The organism is Scandinavium sp. M-37, from assembly GCF_043558715.1.
Classification (GTDB): domain Bacteria; phylum Pseudomonadota; class Gammaproteobacteria; order Enterobacterales; family Enterobacteriaceae; genus Scandinavium; species Scandinavium vulneris_A.
Genome location: NZ_JBIGIN010000031.1, coordinates 19,848 through 34,903, shown reverse-complemented (window position 1 = coordinate 34,903; position 15,056 = coordinate 19,848). Strand labels below are relative to the sequence as shown.

Here is a 15,056-nt window from a genome sequence, read left to right as displayed (position 1 = left end):
ATAACTGAAGCAGGCATGCTGAAAAGATAGTTTTTATAGACAGCTATAATGCCCTGTTTGAGTGATGATGGCCACATCATTCAAAAAAAACCCTCCCATTCACGCAACAAACTAAATTTGAAAGATTTTTCAGCAAAATTGACCGTTGCGCCACGCGCCAGCGCCTGAAGTTCCCATCTCAGCGCCGTGATGCCATGCTGAGCCAGTTCGAAGCGGATACGCGGCATCTGCTCCCGTTCAGCTTTCGTCATCCTTCCTGATGGTGCAATCTGATTCGGTTTCAACGGCTCACCGCTTCTTTGCTGCCGCATTGGTTTCGGCGCATCATGCCCTAGTGCGCCCCTAAGCACCGTCATGACTTCCGGGTCATCCCATGCGACAACTCCGCTATCAACCAGATTTAACACCGCTGCGGCGTGCTCAGACGGTGTAGGCGTCATAACTGGCTTATCACCAGCGGTGAGCTTTCCACAGTTATTGACAGGACTCCGAGGCGCGGTGATACCGCTTTTTAAAGCCAAAGGCTCAACGGCCAAAATCTTTGGAACTATGCGCCAGTCTGCTGACCGGGTAACGTGAATGTGATTAGCGCCGATATGCGGGGCATAAATCCCAACGATACGCTCGATGTCTTCTTCGTAGTCGTTGACCTCATCAGTCACGTTGCGGGCCACCCTGACGGTCTGGCTGTCGCGTGGCACATTCGCCCCACCCTGCGCAGCGATGTATAAATCAAACTCTCCTTCATCGGCAGCAGCACGAGCCGCTTCGACGCGCTCGTCAAATTCCGAAGCGATACTGACGCCACGAGGCAGTTTGCGCAGCTCGCGATAAGCGCCCATTGTCGGCAATCCAATCGGTTTGAATTGAGGAATGCGCCACGTCGACGCCCACGCCGTTACAGCGGCAGCGGTATCCTGTAGTGGTTTGCCAGTATCATGGTCGAGTTGGCCATCGAGGGCGTAACCGTCGATATTTTTTGCGATGTACTTCGCGATATAGCCCGCAGCACCCCCCTGATTGAGATGCTTCGCCTGAAAGCGCTGTTTCGCAGCGCCCCGCTCGTCACCATCCTCTTTCAGGGCATAGCGGCGCATGATGTCGGTAATTTCTTTGCGCTGGCCGGGTTTGCAAAACAGCATCATGTGCCAGTGTGGCGTGCCGTCATGATGCGGCTCAACCACGCGCATTCCGTAAACCTGTAAATCGTTATCCTTAAACGCCGTTCGCATCAGGCTCCAGATGTGGCACAGATAGCGCTGCGTATCTTTCGGGGTGTACGCCTCATCATTCCAGCCATGATTAAGCTGAACGGTTTTACTTTGTCCTTTGCCGACCTGACGAGTCGGGTGATATTTCGACGGTGCGGTCAGTGTGATAAACATCCCGACATCACCCTCATTGGCGGCATAACGCTCGATACCGGCGATGGTATTCATCAGCTCCATACGGCGGATCTCAGGGTTTGAAATACTCCCCATCACCTTACTAATGAGATCGATACGCTCACCGGTGACTTTATTCTCGAGCTCGCAGGATTTCAGGTATTCGAGGTTAGCCAGACGGCGAGAATGCACGTCACGGATGGCGCTTTTGCTGGCATACGGTGAGCGGTCTTTATTCACTTCACCAGCGGCAATTAACAGCGATTCATGCCAGCGCATACGCTGCGCCTTAAACTGGTTAATCCACCACTCGTCATTGATGAGACGCGCCACGGCGGAAAATGCCTGGCGGATTGTCATCTGACCTTTGCGGTATTTCTTCCAGAAGAGCGGCGTGATATTGAATGCACGCGCCGCGCCAGCGACATGACCATAAAGGTGAGCCTGCGCCTCATCAGTAAACAGCGATTCTTTGCCGTCGTGCGCTTCCGCCCAGGCATCGCTTAATTCCTCATACATGATGAAAAGCTGCGCGGCGATGCGGGCCGCGAATTTCTTCAGATCTTTGTCATTCATTCCCGGCAGTCGGGCGTAGTTCTCGCGCTCGGTCAGGAACAGCAGAGAGGCATCAGCATTCATTTCGTTACGCTGATTGACGCGCTCGATGCGCGGCCATAACCGTCGCAGGAATGTCGACTTGAGGAAATAAAGCCCATGCACCGGGCTTTTGTTCCGGCGGATGTAGTCATAGCGTGAGGTAAAGAGCGAGCTCAGGAAATATGGCAGGTAGTCAATCTTTGATAAAACGCCTTGCACCTGACGCTGTTCGTCACGTGTAAGGGGTCTCTCGCGCCCGATAGCTTCGCGGGGCGCGTTGAACGGGTAAGCACCGACAAACGGCTCGCCGGTGCTTTTGGAAAATGGCGGTGGAGGTGTTGGGGCGCTACGCCCCATTCTTTCAGCGGCCATTAACGCCAAACGCCTCCGAACATGCCTGACCGACTCGCTCAATCTGCGCCGCCAGCTCGCCGAAAGCACGTGCCTCGCCCGTTAATGCATCATGCAACATCAGGCTTGTAACGAGCTGATCCAACTTAGTGTAATAGCCGACGACATCCAGCCATTCATTACCGGCATTTTTCCCGGTTTTGGCTATTTTCTTCTCCTGCAAAATAAACTGAAACGGGTCGCTGGTGACGACATAGCGGTCGCCAATCTCGATGCGAATGCTCATGCCTGCCCCCGGTAGTGTCTGGCGGTGGCTTCCAGAAGCGACTGACAATGAACACAACGCAGAGCTGTCGGGTGGGCGGCACGACGTTCAGCCGGAATTGACCGGTCACAATCAACACAAACCAAAACAGCAGCGCCACCCGATTTCAGACGTGCGGCATCGACATGGCGGGCCAGTGATTCGGCCTGTAGCTCCTGAACGTGATCCATATAATCTGGCATTGTCCTGACTCCTTTATGCATTCAGCTTGTTGAGCTCAGCCCGACAGGCGGCGCTCAACTCTTCGATTAATGTGGCAAACTCATCAAAACTGGTTATCTGCTTTAAATAGATGGCGCGTTTAAGAAGCAAATTGACCATGTCCGACAAGAGATTTAATTGGTTCGCGTAGATAGCAATAACAGCCTCTATTTTTTCGCCGGTGCCTTTATCGCGTTTAATATCCTTCAGCGCTAAATCACCGTTATCCATTACGCTGACCTTTAGCCAGTTATTCAGTAATACGGACTTGTGCGTAGCCATTAGCAGCACTCCCCACGCAACAGCCCTGCATTATGAAACTGCGTTGACTCCTGACTAAGTAACTCGACAATCTCCACCTTGTTCAGCTCACGCTCGGCGATGTGGCGAATCAGCCCATCCAGGCGAGATGAAAATCGGGTCGCTGCATCCGCCTGCGCCTCAGCTCTGGCCTGCTGTAACAACAAAGAGAACTTAGCGCACTGCTTTCCTGTTTTAGTCATAACGACTTTCTCCAGATAAAAGGAAGCCCCGCACAATCAAGTGCGTTAAAAACACGGGTAATTAATTAATGCAGATATTGCTCGGGCTTAACCGATGTCAAAATTGTTGGAGCATGTTCAAACAAGCTGAATAATTCACGCAATGCGCGAAATAACTTCTCGCGCCAATAACATGAATCCTCATCAATACGCCAGTAAGGCTGATTAAATTCTTTCTCGGTTAAACCGGCATGCATAAATAAACTGCGACGCTGGCTGACAGTTAAATAACTGATGTAGGCAATTTCACTCGCCCCCACCTGACGACGTTTTGAAAATGCTGCACGCAGCTCATCAATCGCACAGGCCAGACGTTCACGGTCCACATCACACATCTCTTCAAATCGCATAGTCGCGTGGCGCTGTTTTAACTGCGCATGGAAACAGACGGTCAGGCGCTCGCGTTCCATCATCTTGTTATAGAAATCGCAGCTTTCCTGCCAGCGCGGCGCAGCAAGATATCGACCAACCAGACCACGCAAACCTTCCGGCTGCTGAGCAACCACACCGAGAGTCATCACAGCCATTTCCATAACCTCCGGGTTTTCATGAAGGTGATAGCCATACCGATCACACTCGGCTTGCGGGTGCGGATAATGATGCCTTTACGGCCGCGACCGTGGGTGATGGTGAAATTAATCGGGGTCAGGTTCTGCTGGTTACGCAAAAGCTGGGCAATGCAACGAGGCTCTTTCATAGTTAGAGCCCCATCCACAAAAGCCAAGCGTCACGTTGTTCAGGCGGGCGATTATAATAGGCCTCGCGAACCCCTCGATTAAATTCCGGCACATATACCAACTTGTCACCAGCGCGAGCATTTGGCTTTGCTGGATCGCGAAGCTCAATAATTGGCAGCTTGTTAGCTTTAAGCATTTCAACCACTGCGGTGCGTGGTTTTCCTAGCAATTCCGCGAATTTATCAGGATGAACCGCATCTAGCGGATACTGGATTAAGTATTCTTTTGCTTCCATCGTTAAACCCTCATTTTTGCGCTGCCGCCGTGGTCTGGTGGCGACTTCGTGCTAACCTTTCAAGATCCAGCCCTTTAGAAACCGCTTGAGAACGCTCACGGCGGCTGGTTTTATGCCCCAAAAGGTTCTGAATGAATGACCTTTCCGGGGTGAATATAGTCATTGAGTCAGGACCATGTCAAATGAATCTTGCACAGAAGCTACGTGCCATAAGGAAAGCTGAGGGATTAACTCAAGCTAAATTCTGCGAAATCAGCGGGATTGCATTAGGAACATTAAAAAACTACGAAGGTGGTCATCAAGAACCCGGCATACAAGTTGTAATGCAAGTAACTAACTCGAAGCAGTTTGAAAAATATACGCTTTGGCTAATGACAGGTAATACCGCCCCGCAAGCTGGTCAAATCTCACCGGCTTTCGCACACATTGGGCAAGATCCAACAAAATCAGGCCAATCCGAAAAACAGACTGGCTAACACTATATAAACATTACATTTTCACTATTTGTTACCAAGACGAGATAAACAGTGCCGGAGGGCTTTCTTATGTCAATTAAGAAGCTCGATGATGGTCGCTATGAAGTGGACATTAGACCGCGCGGGCGCGAAGGACGTCGCATTCGCCGGAAGTTTGATAGAAAGGCCGAAGCTGTTGCGTTTGAGCGTTACACGCTGGCAAATGCAAGCCAAAAAGAATGGGCAGGGCAACGGGCTGATCGCCGTTTGCTGACTGAATTGCTGCAGGTGTGGTGGCAGTATCACGGGCAGAACCATGAACACGGTAAGAAGGAATTTAATCACCTGCTGAAGACGATTAACACCCTAGGCGATATGCCCATCAATAGGCTGAGTAAACGAATTTTGATGGATTATCGTTCCGCCCGGCTGAGTGATGGCATCAGCGCATCAACAATTAATCGTGATATGTACCGTTTTTCAGGCATGTTCACGAAGCTGATCCAGTTGGAGGAAATGAGAGGAGAGCATCCGGTCCACGGTTTGCCACCACTGGCGGAAACCAACCCAGAAATGACGTTCCTGGAAAGGTTTGAAATAGGCAAATTGCTAGATGCATTAAGCGGCGACGCTCGCCTGATAGCATTACTTGGCATAAGTACAGGTGGACGCTGGTCAGAATTGGTCACGTTAAAACCTTCTCAGGTGGTCAATTGCCGCATTACGTTCCTGAAAACGAAAAACGGGAAAAAGCGTACGGTACCGATATCGCCAGAATTGGAAAAAATGATTAAGAAGGAGGCAAGCGCGAAGTTGTTCAAAGTGGACTATGAGAAATTCTGCAAGGTGCTGCGGATGGTTAAGCCAGACATCCCGCCAAATCAGGCAACGCACATCCTGCGCCACACCTTCGCAAGTCATTTTATGATGAACGGAGGGAACATAATTGCGCTTCAGCAAATACTGGGCCACGCGAACATACAGCAAACGATGGTTTATGCGCATCTGTCGCCAGATTATCTACAAAATGCTGTTGCATTAAATCCGCTGGCCGGTGGTGTTTCGTTGTAAGAGGTTGAGTGACCCCGAGTGTCCACATCGTGTCCACACTTGGGAAACCATGAGACCCTTCAAGACCTTTGCAGCTTTTTCTAAGTGGCTGTTTTCACTTAGATTGAGAGGTAAGTTATTGATAAAAAAAACCCCCTCATCATGAGGGGGAAGACAGGGATGGTGTCTATGGCAAGGAAAACAGGGTTTATTACTGGTTACTACGGGTATTGCTACTACTGGACAGCATTAAGACTGAACCTTTTTGCATCCGGGCAACCTCGCGCAACTGATCCATTCGTTGCTGGTGTCGTTCATTTAAAACCGCTTGCTGGTCAGGCGTTAACAGGCGATACATCTGGTTGCGAACCCGGGCCATTTCGACCTGGCGGACAACCTGTTCCTGCGCCATTTTCTCTGCCTGAACACGGACAGCGTTTTCATCAAATTTGTCTGCGGTGACAAGCTTATGCATTGTCTCCATTTCGCTAACATTAACCGGCGGCTGTTGTCTTCGAGCCTGTTGCATAAGATCCCGCATCTGCTGACGCTGATCTTCGGTTAAACTTATGCCGTCAAACATATGGCTCTGATGACTGCCTTGCGTCGCCCCGTCATTCGGGGTCCAGTTAACGCTGGTAACGACTTCAGCGGCCTGGCTATTCGCACTTAGCGCCAGCGTTGAGGCCATGACGGCAGCGATAACATTGCGCATCAATTGCTCCCAAGTACGTTTGTTTCGCGATTCAACGAGAGCCAGTCTACGATTCAGGCTGCAAACATGCGTCAGGGGGTGTAAAACAACGTAAAGTCATGGATTAGCGCGCCTTGATGACGTAATTTCTGCCTCGGAGGTATTTAATCAATGAATAAAATCCTGTTAGTTGATGATGACCGGGAGCTCACCTCCCTGTTAAAGGAGCTGCTCGACATGGAAGGCTTCAATGTACTGGTTGCCCATGATGGGGAACAGGCATTGGCGCTTTTGGATGACAGCATCGACCTGCTTTTGCTCGACGTAATGATGCCAAAGAAAAATGGCATTGATACCCTTAAAGAGCTTCGCCAGACACACCAGACACCGGTCATTATGCTGACCGCACGCGGCAGCGAATTAGATCGCGTCCTCGGCCTTGAGCTGGGCGCAGATGACTATCTGCCTAAACCGTTTAACGACCGTGAACTGGTCGCCCGTATTCGCGCGATTCTGCGCCGTTCCCACTGGAGCGAGCAGCAGCAATCCAGTGAAAACAGTTCACCGAACCTCGAAGTCGATTCCCTGAGCCTCAATCCTGGCCGTCAGGAAGCCAGCTTCGATGGCACCACCCTGGAACTGACGGGCACCGAATTCACGCTGCTGTACCTGCTGGCGCAACATCTCGGCCAGGTGGTTTCTCGTGAACATTTGAGCCAGGAAGTGCTGGGTAAACGCTTAACGCCGTTTGACCGCGCTATCGACATGCACATTTCCAACCTGCGCCGTAAGCTGCCGGAACGGAAAGACGGTCATCCGTGGTTTAAAACCCTGCGTGGTCGCGGCTATCTGATGGTGTCCGCTTCATGATAGGAAGTTTGACCGCTCGCATCTTTGCCATTTTCTGGTTAACCCTGGCACTGGTGCTGATGCTGGTATTGATGTTGCCCAAACTCGATTCACGCCAGATGACGGAACTGCTCGATAGCGAGCAGCGCCAGGGCTTGATGATTGAGCAACATGTTGAAGCCGAACTGGCGAACGATCCGCCCAACGATTTAATGTGGTGGCGCCGTCTGTTTCGCGCTATCGACAAATGGGCGCCTCCGGGACAACGCCTGCTGCTGGTAACCAGCGAAGGCCGCGTGATCGGCGCAGATCGCAATGAAATGCAGATCATTCGTAACTTTATCGGCCAGTCTGATAATGCCGATCATCCGCAGAAAAAACGCTATGGGCGCCTCGAAATGGTCGGTCCCTTCTCCGTTAGAGACGGGGAGGATAACTACCAGCTGTACCTGATTCGCCCGGCAAGCACCTCGCAATCCGATTTCATTAACCTGCTGTTTGACCGTCCGCTGTTGCTGCTGATTGTCACCATGCTGGTGAGTTCACCGCTGCTGTTATGGCTGGCGTGGAGCCTCGCCAAACCTGCCCGTAAGCTGAAAAATGCCGCCGATGAGGTCGCCCAGGGCAACCTGAGACAGCATCCGGAACTGGAAGCCGGGCCGCAGGAATTTTTGGCTGCGGGTTCCAGCTTTAACCAGATGGTGACCGCGCTGGAAAGAATGATGACCGCCAACCAGCGTCTGCTTTCTGATATCTCCCACGAACTGCGCACGCCGTTAACACGTCTGCAGCTAGGTACTGCTCTGCTACGCCGTCGTACCGGCGAGAGCAAAGAACTGGAGCGTATCGAAATGGAAGCGCATCGTCTGGACAGCATGATCAACGACCTGCTAGTGATGTCGCGCAATCAGGCGAAAAACGCCCTGGTGAGCGAAAATCTGAAGGCCAATCAGCTGTGGGGAGAAGTACTGGACAACGCCGCCTTTGAGGCAGAACAGGTCGGCAAATCCTTCACCGTTGAATACCCGCCTGGCCCGTGGCCGCTGTACGGTAACCCGAATGCGCTGGAAAGTGCGTTTGAGAATATCGTGCGTAACGCCCTGCGCTATTCGCACACCAAAATCTCGGTCAGCTTCTCGGTAGATAAAGACGGTATCACCATTAACGTGGATGATGACGGCCCGGGCGTTAGCCCTGAAGACAGAGAACAGATTTTCCGTCCGTTCTACCGCACCGATGAAGCCCGCGATCGCGAATCCGGCGGCACCGGTCTGGGTCTGGCGATTGTCGAAACCGCTATCCAGCAGCATCGCGGCTGGGTGAAGGCAGATGACAGCCCGCTGGGCGGCTTACGTCTGACCCTGTGGCTGCCATTGTACAAACGAGGTTAAGGGATGTGTGGGGGAAATTATTTCCCCCACAGCCGCCGCGAATTATCTTCAATCTGCCCATTCAGACGCCGCTTCTGCATGGTTCGCGTCCAACTCACCGACAATCCTGCCGCCGACAGCAGCCGACGATACTGTTCATCGTCATACGGCGTGTACCACGCAATCGCCGCTGCGTCATATACCGACACATCGCTTAAGCGTGACACCAGTTCCAGCGGCTGTTCCGTCGAGACCTTTCCCGCCACAATAACCCGATACAGCCAGCCCATTTTGCCGCTGCTCTGCATCTGCGAAGACAAGTCGCTGATACCGAAGTGATAATTGAGCTTGAAGCACGGCGAACGGGGCTGCGTGACCTGAATCAACGCCTCACCCCAGCGATAGATGTCACCGATAAATACGGTCTTTTCCGTCATCCCGATCGTGGAGAGATTCTCGCCAAACGCCGAGGCGCAGAACAGGTCTGCCTGTTCGGGAAATTCCCGCGCCCACTCGGTATAATGCTCACGGGGATAGTGGCACAGCGCGCGGTCCGGCCCGCCGTGAATTTTCTTTTCCGCCTGCTCATCGCCCACCAGACCCCGGTCAGTGAGTTCCAGCTCGCCATCGACCTGCCGTTTTGCAATCGCGCTGGGACGGCTACCGTCATACTGCCGCACGCTGCCCGTAAACACGTCCATCGGATATCGCATCTTCCCTCTCCTGCTCTTAAGACTCATCTTCGCTATTTTTGCACGTATTCTGCGCAAAATGCGACAGGCATAAAAAAACCCTGCTGAATCAGCAGGGTTTATTTTCAGCAGCCCGAAAGCCGCGAGACAGGCGTTAACTTTGCCGTCTTATTTTTTAGCCGCGAAACGTGCCGCTGCTTCGTCCCAGTTCACCACGTCCCAGAAGGCTTTGATGTAGTCCGGGCGACGGTTCTGGAATTTCAGATAGTAAGCATGTTCCCACACGTCCAGGCCCAGGATTGGGAAACCGGAAGTGCCAGAAATTGCTTCACCCATCAGCGGGGAATCCTGGTTAGCGGTAGACACAACAGCCAGTTTGCCGTCTTTCAGTACCAGCCACGCCCAGCCGGAACCGAAACGGGTGGCAGCGGCTTTCTCGAACTCTTCTTTGAATTTCTCAACGGAGCCGAAGGTGCTTTCGATAGCCGCTTTCAGGTCGCCCTGCAGAGTGGTACCGGTTTTCAGGCCTTTCCAGAACAGGCTGTGATTAGCGTGGCCGCCGGCGTTGTTACGCAGAACGGTTTTCTTGTCTGCTGGCAGCTGATCCAGTTTAGCGATCAGTTCTTCAACCGGCAGATTAGCGAATTCTGGCAGGCTTTCCAGCGCCGCATTGGCGTTGTTCACGTAGGCCTGGTGGTGTTTAGAGTGATGGATTTCCATCGTCTGCTTGTCAAAGTGCGGCTCAAGGGCATCGTACGCGTACGGAAGGGATGGCAGTGTATAACTCATATTCATCTCCAATTATCATCGGGCGGCAGAGGTGTTACGCCGCGTAAGCAGTTGGTCCATTATAGTTAATTAAATGATATTGAAAATGCTTATCAATGCCGTAATTTTAATAAGGTTATAACTTTTGGTGATGTGGCAGAATTTGTGAGCCCGCTCAAGGGGAACACGCGCTTTTTGCCAGGTCTGCGCTTTCCACGGCAGCGGCCCGAAGGTTAATCAACTGGCTGATTTTTATACTCCGTGCTTCAGATGAAAGAATCATCGATGTAAAACATGAGGGTAAAAAATGAGTCACGCGATTACGATGGGTATTCTTTGGCATTTGATAGGTGCGGCCAGTGCAGCCTGTTTCTATGCCCCATTCAAGAAAGTTAAAAATTGGTCCTGGGAAACGATGTGGGCTATTGGTGGTTTTGTTTCATGGCTGATCCTGCCCTGGTCAATCAGCGCCATGCTGTTGCCAGATTTCTGGGCATACTTCGGTTCTTTTAATGCCTCTACGCTGCTGCCAGTGTTCCTGTTCGGTGCCATGTGGGGGATCGGTAACATCAATTACGGCCTGACCATGCGCTACCTCGGCATGTCGATGGGCATCGGGATCGCTATCGGCATCACGCTGATTGTCGGCACCCTGATGACGCCTATCATCAATGGTCAGTTTGATGTGTTGATTGGCACCCAGGGCGGGCAGATGACGCTGTTGGGCGTGCTGGTGGCGGTTATCGGCGTGGGCATTGTTACTCGTGCCGGGCAGCTAAAAGAACGCAAGATGGGCATCAAGGCTGAAGAGTTCAATCTCAAGAAAGGTTTGATCCTGGCGGTAATGTGCGGGATTTTCTCCGCAGGTATGTCATTTGCGATGAATGCCGCTAAACCGATGCATGAAGCCGCCGCCGCTCTCGGCGTCGATCCGCTGTACGTCGCCTTGCCAAGCTATGTCGTTATTATGGGCGGCGGCGCGGTTATTAACCTCGGCTTCTGTTTCATCCGTCTTGCCACCAAATCAAATCTGTCGATAAAAGCGGACTTCTCGCTGGCAAAACCGATGATCATCGGCAATATCCTGTTTTCTGCGCTTGCCGGTCTGATGTGGTATTTGCAGTTCTTCTTCTATGCCTGGGGCCACGCGCGCATCCCGGCACAGTATGACTACATGAGCTGGATGCTGCACATGAGCTTCTACGTGCTGTGCGGTGGCGTAGTGGGTTTAATTCTGAAAGAGTGGAACAATGCCGGACGCCGCCCGGTGGGTGTATTGAGCCTGGGTTGCGTGGTAATTATCATCGCTGCAAATATCGTGGGCTTAGGCATGGCTAACTGATTACGCGACCCTTTTATGCCGATGACGCCACTGCCCTGGCGTCATCCCCACTTCCCGGTTAAAAACCACTGAAAAATAGTTACTGTCCTCAAAGCCGCAGTGCATAGCGATTTCTCCGATCATCAATTCAGAATGACCCAGCAGATACTGCGCATGGCAGATACGCAGCTGACGCAGATAATGGTTGATGGTCATCCCGGTCTGACTACGAAACTGCTGACGCAGCGCCCGTTCGCTACAGGCCTGTTGTTCACAGAAACTATCCAGGGCAAAAGGCCGGTTCAGACTACCCGCCAGCGCGGTGAGCAGTTTATCGAGCAGTGCCTCGCTTTCGGTAGCGGCCAGGTTATCGGTGGCGTAGCGATGCCGGCGTAAGGTCATGACCAGCTGGGCAAATAACAACTCAGCCATCTCGTTCGCATCGCTACAGGCTTTATGACTCTCCTGCTCAAGCGCGGTAATCACCTGTCGCGCCTGAGTCATGCCGCTGCTGCCGATTCGCCAGTGCGGCGTCCAGTTCATCCCGTTCAGGCCAGGAATGTGCGCCGCCCAGTCGACGTTAAGTTTCAGCCGCTCCGGACAATAAATAATGTTCTGCAAAACCAGGTCGTTCACCGAGGCGTAGGAGTGTTTGTCCTCGGCGCGAATGTAGAACAAATCGCCGCGGGTGATGCGATACGGACGATCGTTAAGGATGTGCAAACCATTGCCGCGCCACACCAGCACCAGCTCACAAAACTCATGGGTATGCTCCGCAAAGACATTTTGCGGATAGCGATCGGCCACCGCCACCGCCTGCTGCGGATTGGCAAAAAAATCCGCTTTTCTCAGAATCAAAGGATACGTCACTCCGGCACCTCAAATGCAGAATCACCGGTTAGTATTCACTACTTCAGGATAAAAAACGGTGATTGTGTTCTCGAATATGTCATCGCACCGGACACCTCCCGTACAAAATATATAAAATTTAAATGAATAAGTTTTTAAAACAGCGCCACCAATATTAATCAAACCACAATATGTTATTAACGGAACAGCGATTGACTTATTTTCATCATTCAACGCAAGATCGCGACGCAAGGAATCTCACATCAAAGGAAAAATGATGCAATTAAAATTAAAGACCCTCTCTTTATTAGCCCTCACTTTTATTTCAACAATATCTCACGCACAGGTCATTAGCGAATATGTTTTTACGCAAAATGGCGGTGATTTAAATAATATCAAATCAACTATTGCCGACGTCAATGAACCCTTACGGGTACAAAGCTATGACCGCGCCTTTAATGCCGTCGGCCATATTTACAGCTGTACGGCAACCTGGCTGGGTGACGATGGTGAGTGGGTATATATTCTCGCCGCTGCCCACTGCAATGGGGCCACAAAAGATGTTAGCAACACGGGTTATAATTTCTATGCCGATGACGACAAGACCGTTATTGCCAGCGGGGGAACAGTTTATACGGTTCCAGAGCGCAACCACCGCCCGGCAGGCTACGGCGGCGCCTCAACCGACCTGGAAATCCTGAAGTTGAAAAAAGTGGCCGACTACCGCGATAAAAACGGCAAGAAGGTCGTGAAGCCTGTCCTGTATGACGGCAACGAAGAAAAGGGTAAACCGGTTCAGTTTGTGGGTTATGGCCTTTGGGGCGTCAACGTCACGGAAAATGAAACCTATGGTCCGAAATCCGGACAGCGTCGCATGACCAGCATGAGCGTAATCGACAGTATTTTTGAGATGAATCATGGTATTGGCGCGGGCTATGAACCGGTAAAAGAGAGCGCAAAATGGGGACGCACAGCCCCTGGAGACAGTGGTTCAGCCTGGTGGCAAACTCATCAGGGTATTAAAACCATTATTGCGGTCACCAATGGCGGGGCAGCACGCAGCAGCACCGGGGCACGTATCTCTCAGTACATTGACTGGATCAAATCAGTGTATCCAGAGGTTGACGTCCTGTCAGAGCATGCCTTCAACTGGAGCGATAATGGCCATAAAGGTACCCTCGGCACGCTTTACCAATATGACAATCCTTATAACGGCGATAAAGAATATTTTATGCTGCAAAACGTCGGTAAAGATGGCCGCTACTGGTACTTCCCGACCAATAAAAACAATAATGGCAACTGGGTTTATTTAGGCACCGACAAAAAAGCAGCACTGGAGAATATTAAAACACTTCAATCTTTCAAAGACTGGAGTGCAAATGGTCATAAGGGCGTCGCGGGCGATATCTATATTTATTACAACCCGTACAACCATGCGACTGAACTGTTCCAGCTGAAACATGATGGTCAATACTGGTATTTCCCGACCAACAAGAAAAGCAATAAAGATTGGGAATACTTAAAAGACGTCAAGTTTTAAACTCCATTAATTAAACGCACCACAATAACAAGCCCATGAGTCTCATGGGCTTGTTATTGCAATTGGGTGTCGCGCCCCTGACGAATATCGCGCGGCGACCAGTTAAACTCGCGGCGGAAAAGCGTTGAAAAGTGGTTACTGTCGCCAAAACCACAGCGAAATGCGATATCAGTGACGCTTTCGTCACTGTGACGCAACAGGTGGCGCGCTTTGGTCAAACGAATACGGTTGAGATAACGCTGCGGTGTCATACCGGTGTGCTGCTTAAGCTGGCGGTGCAGCGTGCGCAGCGAGAGTGAAAAACGGTCCGCCACCGCTTCCCAGCACACTTCATCGGCGAAATTGTCTTCCAGCCACGCCATCAGCAAATTCAGACGCGCATCGTTATTGGTTGCCTCCGCCGCCAGACTGCCCTTTCGCAAATGCACCAACAGCTGCATAAACAGAATTTCACGATTGGCGATGGTGTGCATGTCGTCCCCGCTATCTAGCGTTTCCATCTGCTGTACCACCTGGCGCACCTGCTGCAACACCGTCTGATTTACCCGCCAGTGCGACGGATACACGCCGTCCTGCTCCTGCGGCAACAGCTGCTCCAGGCCAGACAGAAAGCGGAACGCGTCAGGGGAACGGTACAACACGTTCGTCAGGCACAGGTTGTCGGTGTGCTCGTACAGATGGCGGTCGTGATCGCGCACGAAGCACACCGTCCCGCCGGTGATGGTGTAAGGCTGGCCGTTGAACACATGAATACCGGTGCCATGTTCGACGATCACAATCTCATGAAAATCGTGGTGGTGCTCAGGGAACTCCGCTTGTGGCAGCCGTGGCTCAATGGCAACAGGTGCATGTCCTGACGGAAAAAAATCCATGCTGTGCAGTACGGTCATAATGGCCCCACGAGATGAGAAAAGTTATCAGGATAATAAGCACCCCCCGCCATTCTCACCTTGAATTTTTGACAGCAAAGCGCGCAAACCCTGTCCGTTTTTCAAGAAACGACCGGAAAAATCAGGAAATGAGTTCAGCGTCACACCCGCATGAGACGGGCTCATTACTGGAAAGTGTGATGCCTCTCACGTTCATCTTTGCTTT

At 51.7% G+C, this 15,056-nt stretch carries 19 protein-coding genes; 6 read left to right on the top strand and 13 right to left on the bottom strand.

Annotated features, from left to right (window positions below):
• Window positions 1-80: 80 nt before the first annotated feature.
• The 8 genes from ACG0Z5_RS18935 to ACG0Z5_RS18900 all read right to left on the bottom strand — a co-directional run bounded on the left by ACG0Z5_RS18935 (window position 81) and on the right by ACG0Z5_RS18900 (window position 4,373).
• Window positions 81-2,354 carry a replication endonuclease gene (locus tag ACG0Z5_RS18935; RefSeq protein WP_394450176.1) on the bottom strand — a complete coding sequence of 758 codons (2,274 nt, stop codon included), beginning with the start codon at window positions 2,352-2,354 and terminating at the stop codon, window positions 81-83.
• Window positions 2,344-2,619: a DUF5405 family protein gene (locus tag ACG0Z5_RS18930; RefSeq protein ID WP_394450174.1), complete on the bottom strand. Its 276-nt coding sequence runs from the start codon at window positions 2,617-2,619 to the stop codon at window positions 2,344-2,346. The genes ACG0Z5_RS18935 and ACG0Z5_RS18930 overlap by 11 nt, the downstream gene beginning before the upstream one ends.
• Window positions 2,616-2,840, bottom strand: a complete 225-nt coding sequence (locus ACG0Z5_RS18925) for a TraR/DksA C4-type zinc finger protein (RefSeq protein ID WP_394450172.1) — start codon at window positions 2,838-2,840, stop codon at window positions 2,616-2,618. The genes ACG0Z5_RS18930 and ACG0Z5_RS18925 overlap by 4 nt, the downstream gene beginning before the upstream one ends.
• Window positions 2,841-2,853: 13 nt before the next feature.
• Entirely contained in the window at window positions 2,854-3,141 is a 288-nt protein-coding gene (locus ACG0Z5_RS18920; RefSeq protein ID WP_394450171.1) for a DUF5405 family protein, read from the bottom strand.
• The gene (locus ACG0Z5_RS18915; protein WP_394450169.1) at window positions 3,141-3,362 is read right to left on the bottom strand and encodes a DUF2732 family protein; all 222 of its coding nucleotides are present in this window, start codon (window positions 3,360-3,362) and stop codon (window positions 3,141-3,143) included. The genes ACG0Z5_RS18920 and ACG0Z5_RS18915 overlap by 1 nt, the downstream gene beginning before the upstream one ends.
• A gap of 65 nt (window positions 3,363-3,427) precedes the next feature.
• A complete protein-coding gene (locus tag ACG0Z5_RS18910; RefSeq protein ID WP_258968307.1) occupies window positions 3,428-3,928 on the bottom strand; it encodes a replication protein B in 501 nt (166 codons plus the stop codon).
• Window positions 3,919-4,098 (bottom strand): hypothetical protein, encoded by a 180-nt coding sequence (locus ACG0Z5_RS18905; RefSeq protein ID WP_394450168.1) that lies wholly within the window; start codon window positions 4,096-4,098, stop codon window positions 3,919-3,921. Before ACG0Z5_RS18905 ends, ACG0Z5_RS18910 begins: the two co-directional genes overlap by 10 nt.
• Before the next feature lie 2 nt (window positions 4,099-4,100).
• A complete protein-coding gene (locus ACG0Z5_RS18900) occupies window positions 4,101-4,373 on the bottom strand; it encodes a regulatory phage cox family protein (RefSeq protein WP_258964594.1) in 273 nt (90 codons plus the stop codon).
• 182 nt (window positions 4,374-4,555) lie between these two features.
• On the opposite strand from ACG0Z5_RS18900, the gene ACG0Z5_RS18895 reads away from it, so the two are divergent.
• Together ACG0Z5_RS18895 and ACG0Z5_RS18890 are read left to right on the top strand one after the other, a co-directional pair.
• A complete protein-coding gene (locus ACG0Z5_RS18895) occupies window positions 4,556-4,849 on the top strand; it encodes a helix-turn-helix domain-containing protein (RefSeq protein ID WP_258964593.1) in 294 nt (97 codons plus the stop codon).
• A gap of 69 nt (window positions 4,850-4,918) precedes the next feature.
• Window positions 4,919-5,899: a tyrosine-type recombinase/integrase gene (locus ACG0Z5_RS18890; RefSeq protein WP_394450167.1), complete on the top strand. Its 981-nt coding sequence runs from the start codon at window positions 4,919-4,921 to the stop codon at window positions 5,897-5,899.
• Window positions 5,900-6,089: 190 nt separating this feature from the next.
• Here the strand turns inward: ACG0Z5_RS18890 and cpxP are convergent, their stop codons facing one another.
• Window positions 6,090-6,593, bottom strand: a complete 504-nt coding sequence (cpxP, locus tag ACG0Z5_RS18885; RefSeq protein WP_319629579.1) for a cell-envelope stress modulator CpxP — start codon at window positions 6,591-6,593, stop codon at window positions 6,090-6,092.
• Between the two features lie 150 nt (window positions 6,594-6,743).
• Between cpxP and cpxR the strand changes: the two genes are divergently transcribed.
• The gene (cpxR, locus tag ACG0Z5_RS18880; RefSeq protein WP_319629580.1) at window positions 6,744-7,442 is read left to right on the top strand and encodes an envelope stress response regulator transcription factor CpxR; all 699 of its coding nucleotides are present in this window, start codon (window positions 6,744-6,746) and stop codon (window positions 7,440-7,442) included.
• Window positions 7,439-8,812: an envelope stress sensor histidine kinase CpxA gene (gene cpxA / locus ACG0Z5_RS18875; protein ID WP_394450164.1), complete on the top strand. Its 1,374-nt coding sequence runs from the start codon at window positions 7,439-7,441 to the stop codon at window positions 8,810-8,812. The genes cpxR and cpxA overlap by 4 nt, the downstream gene beginning before the upstream one ends.
• A 17-nt stretch (window positions 8,813-8,829) precedes the next feature.
• Here cpxA and yiiM read toward each other — a convergent pair whose 3' ends face one another.
• Both yiiM and sodA read right to left on the bottom strand, forming a co-directional pair.
• Window positions 8,830-9,504, bottom strand: a complete 675-nt coding sequence (yiiM, locus tag ACG0Z5_RS18870; RefSeq protein ID WP_394450162.1) for a 6-hydroxyaminopurine reductase — start codon at window positions 9,502-9,504, stop codon at window positions 8,830-8,832.
• A 147-nt stretch (window positions 9,505-9,651) separates the two neighbouring features.
• Window positions 9,652-10,272, bottom strand: a complete 621-nt coding sequence (gene sodA, locus ACG0Z5_RS18865) for a superoxide dismutase [Mn] (protein WP_319629583.1) — start codon at window positions 10,270-10,272, stop codon at window positions 9,652-9,654.
• Window positions 10,273-10,558: 286 nt separating this feature from the next.
• Between sodA and rhaT the strand changes: the two genes are divergently transcribed.
• Window positions 10,559-11,593, top strand: a complete 1,035-nt coding sequence (gene rhaT / locus ACG0Z5_RS18860; RefSeq protein WP_319629584.1) for an L-rhamnose/proton symporter RhaT — start codon at window positions 10,559-10,561, stop codon at window positions 11,591-11,593.
• On the opposite strand, the gene rhaR is transcribed toward rhaT, so the two are convergent.
• Complete coding sequence (rhaR, locus tag ACG0Z5_RS18855; RefSeq protein WP_394450159.1) at window positions 11,594-12,442, bottom strand: HTH-type transcriptional activator RhaR; 849 nt, start codon at window positions 12,440-12,442, stop codon at window positions 11,594-11,596.
• Window positions 12,443-12,695: 253 nt separating this feature from the next.
• Here rhaR and ACG0Z5_RS18850 point away from each other — a divergent pair, with 253 nt between their 5' ends.
• Window positions 12,696-13,961, top strand: coding sequence for a hypothetical protein (locus ACG0Z5_RS18850; protein WP_394450157.1), 1,266 nt, complete (start codon window positions 12,696-12,698; stop codon window positions 13,959-13,961).
• Between the two features lie 53 nt (window positions 13,962-14,014).
• Here the strand turns inward: ACG0Z5_RS18850 and rhaS are convergent, their stop codons facing one another.
• Window positions 14,015-14,851, bottom strand: coding sequence for an HTH-type transcriptional activator RhaS (rhaS, locus tag ACG0Z5_RS18845; protein WP_394450155.1), 837 nt, complete (start codon window positions 14,849-14,851; stop codon window positions 14,015-14,017).
• Between the last annotated feature and the right edge of the window lie 205 nt (window positions 14,852-15,056).

Coding starts and splice junctions, on each gene's coding strand:
- ACG0Z5_RS18935 (WP_394450176.1), bottom strand. CDS start 2,354: ATGGCCGCTGAAAGAATGGGGCGTAGCGCCCCAACACCTCCACCGCCA.
- ACG0Z5_RS18930 (WP_394450174.1), bottom strand. CDS start 2,619: ATGAGCATTCGCATCGAGATTGGCGACCGCTATGTCGTCACCAGCGAC.
- ACG0Z5_RS18925 (WP_394450172.1), bottom strand. CDS start 2,840: ATGCCAGATTATATGGATCACGTTCAGGAGCTACAGGCCGAATCACTG.
- ACG0Z5_RS18920 (WP_394450171.1), bottom strand. CDS start 3,141: ATGGCTACGCACAAGTCCGTATTACTGAATAACTGGCTAAAGGTCAGC.
- ACG0Z5_RS18915 (WP_394450169.1), bottom strand. CDS start 3,362: ATGACTAAAACAGGAAAGCAGTGCGCTAAGTTCTCTTTGTTGTTACAG.
- ACG0Z5_RS18910 (WP_258968307.1), bottom strand. CDS start 3,928: ATGGCTGTGATGACTCTCGGTGTGGTTGCTCAGCAGCCGGAAGGTTTG.
- ACG0Z5_RS18905 (WP_394450168.1), bottom strand. CDS start 4,098: ATGAAAGAGCCTCGTTGCATTGCCCAGCTTTTGCGTAACCAGCAGAAC.
- ACG0Z5_RS18900 (WP_258964594.1), bottom strand. CDS start 4,373: ATGGAAGCAAAAGAATACTTAATCCAGTATCCGCTAGATGCGGTTCAT.
- ACG0Z5_RS18895 (WP_258964593.1), top strand. CDS start 4,556: ATGAATCTTGCACAGAAGCTACGTGCCATAAGGAAAGCTGAGGGATTA.
- ACG0Z5_RS18890 (WP_394450167.1), top strand. CDS start 4,919: ATGTCAATTAAGAAGCTCGATGATGGTCGCTATGAAGTGGACATTAGA.
- cpxP (WP_319629579.1), bottom strand. CDS start 6,593: ATGCGCAATGTTATCGCTGCCGTCATGGCCTCAACGCTGGCGCTAAGT.
- cpxR (WP_319629580.1), top strand. CDS start 6,744: ATGAATAAAATCCTGTTAGTTGATGATGACCGGGAGCTCACCTCCCTG.
- cpxA (WP_394450164.1), top strand. CDS start 7,439: ATGATAGGAAGTTTGACCGCTCGCATCTTTGCCATTTTCTGGTTAACC.
- yiiM (WP_394450162.1), bottom strand. CDS start 9,504: ATGCGATATCCGATGGACGTGTTTACGGGCAGCGTGCGGCAGTATGAC.
- sodA (WP_319629583.1), bottom strand. CDS start 10,272: ATGAGTTATACACTGCCATCCCTTCCGTACGCGTACGATGCCCTTGAG.
- rhaT (WP_319629584.1), top strand. CDS start 10,559: ATGAGTCACGCGATTACGATGGGTATTCTTTGGCATTTGATAGGTGCG.
- ACG0Z5_RS18850 (WP_394450157.1), top strand. CDS start 12,696: ATGATGCAATTAAAATTAAAGACCCTCTCTTTATTAGCCCTCACTTTT.
- rhaS (WP_394450155.1), bottom strand. CDS start 14,851: ATGACCGTACTGCACAGCATGGATTTTTTTCCGTCAGGACATGCACCT.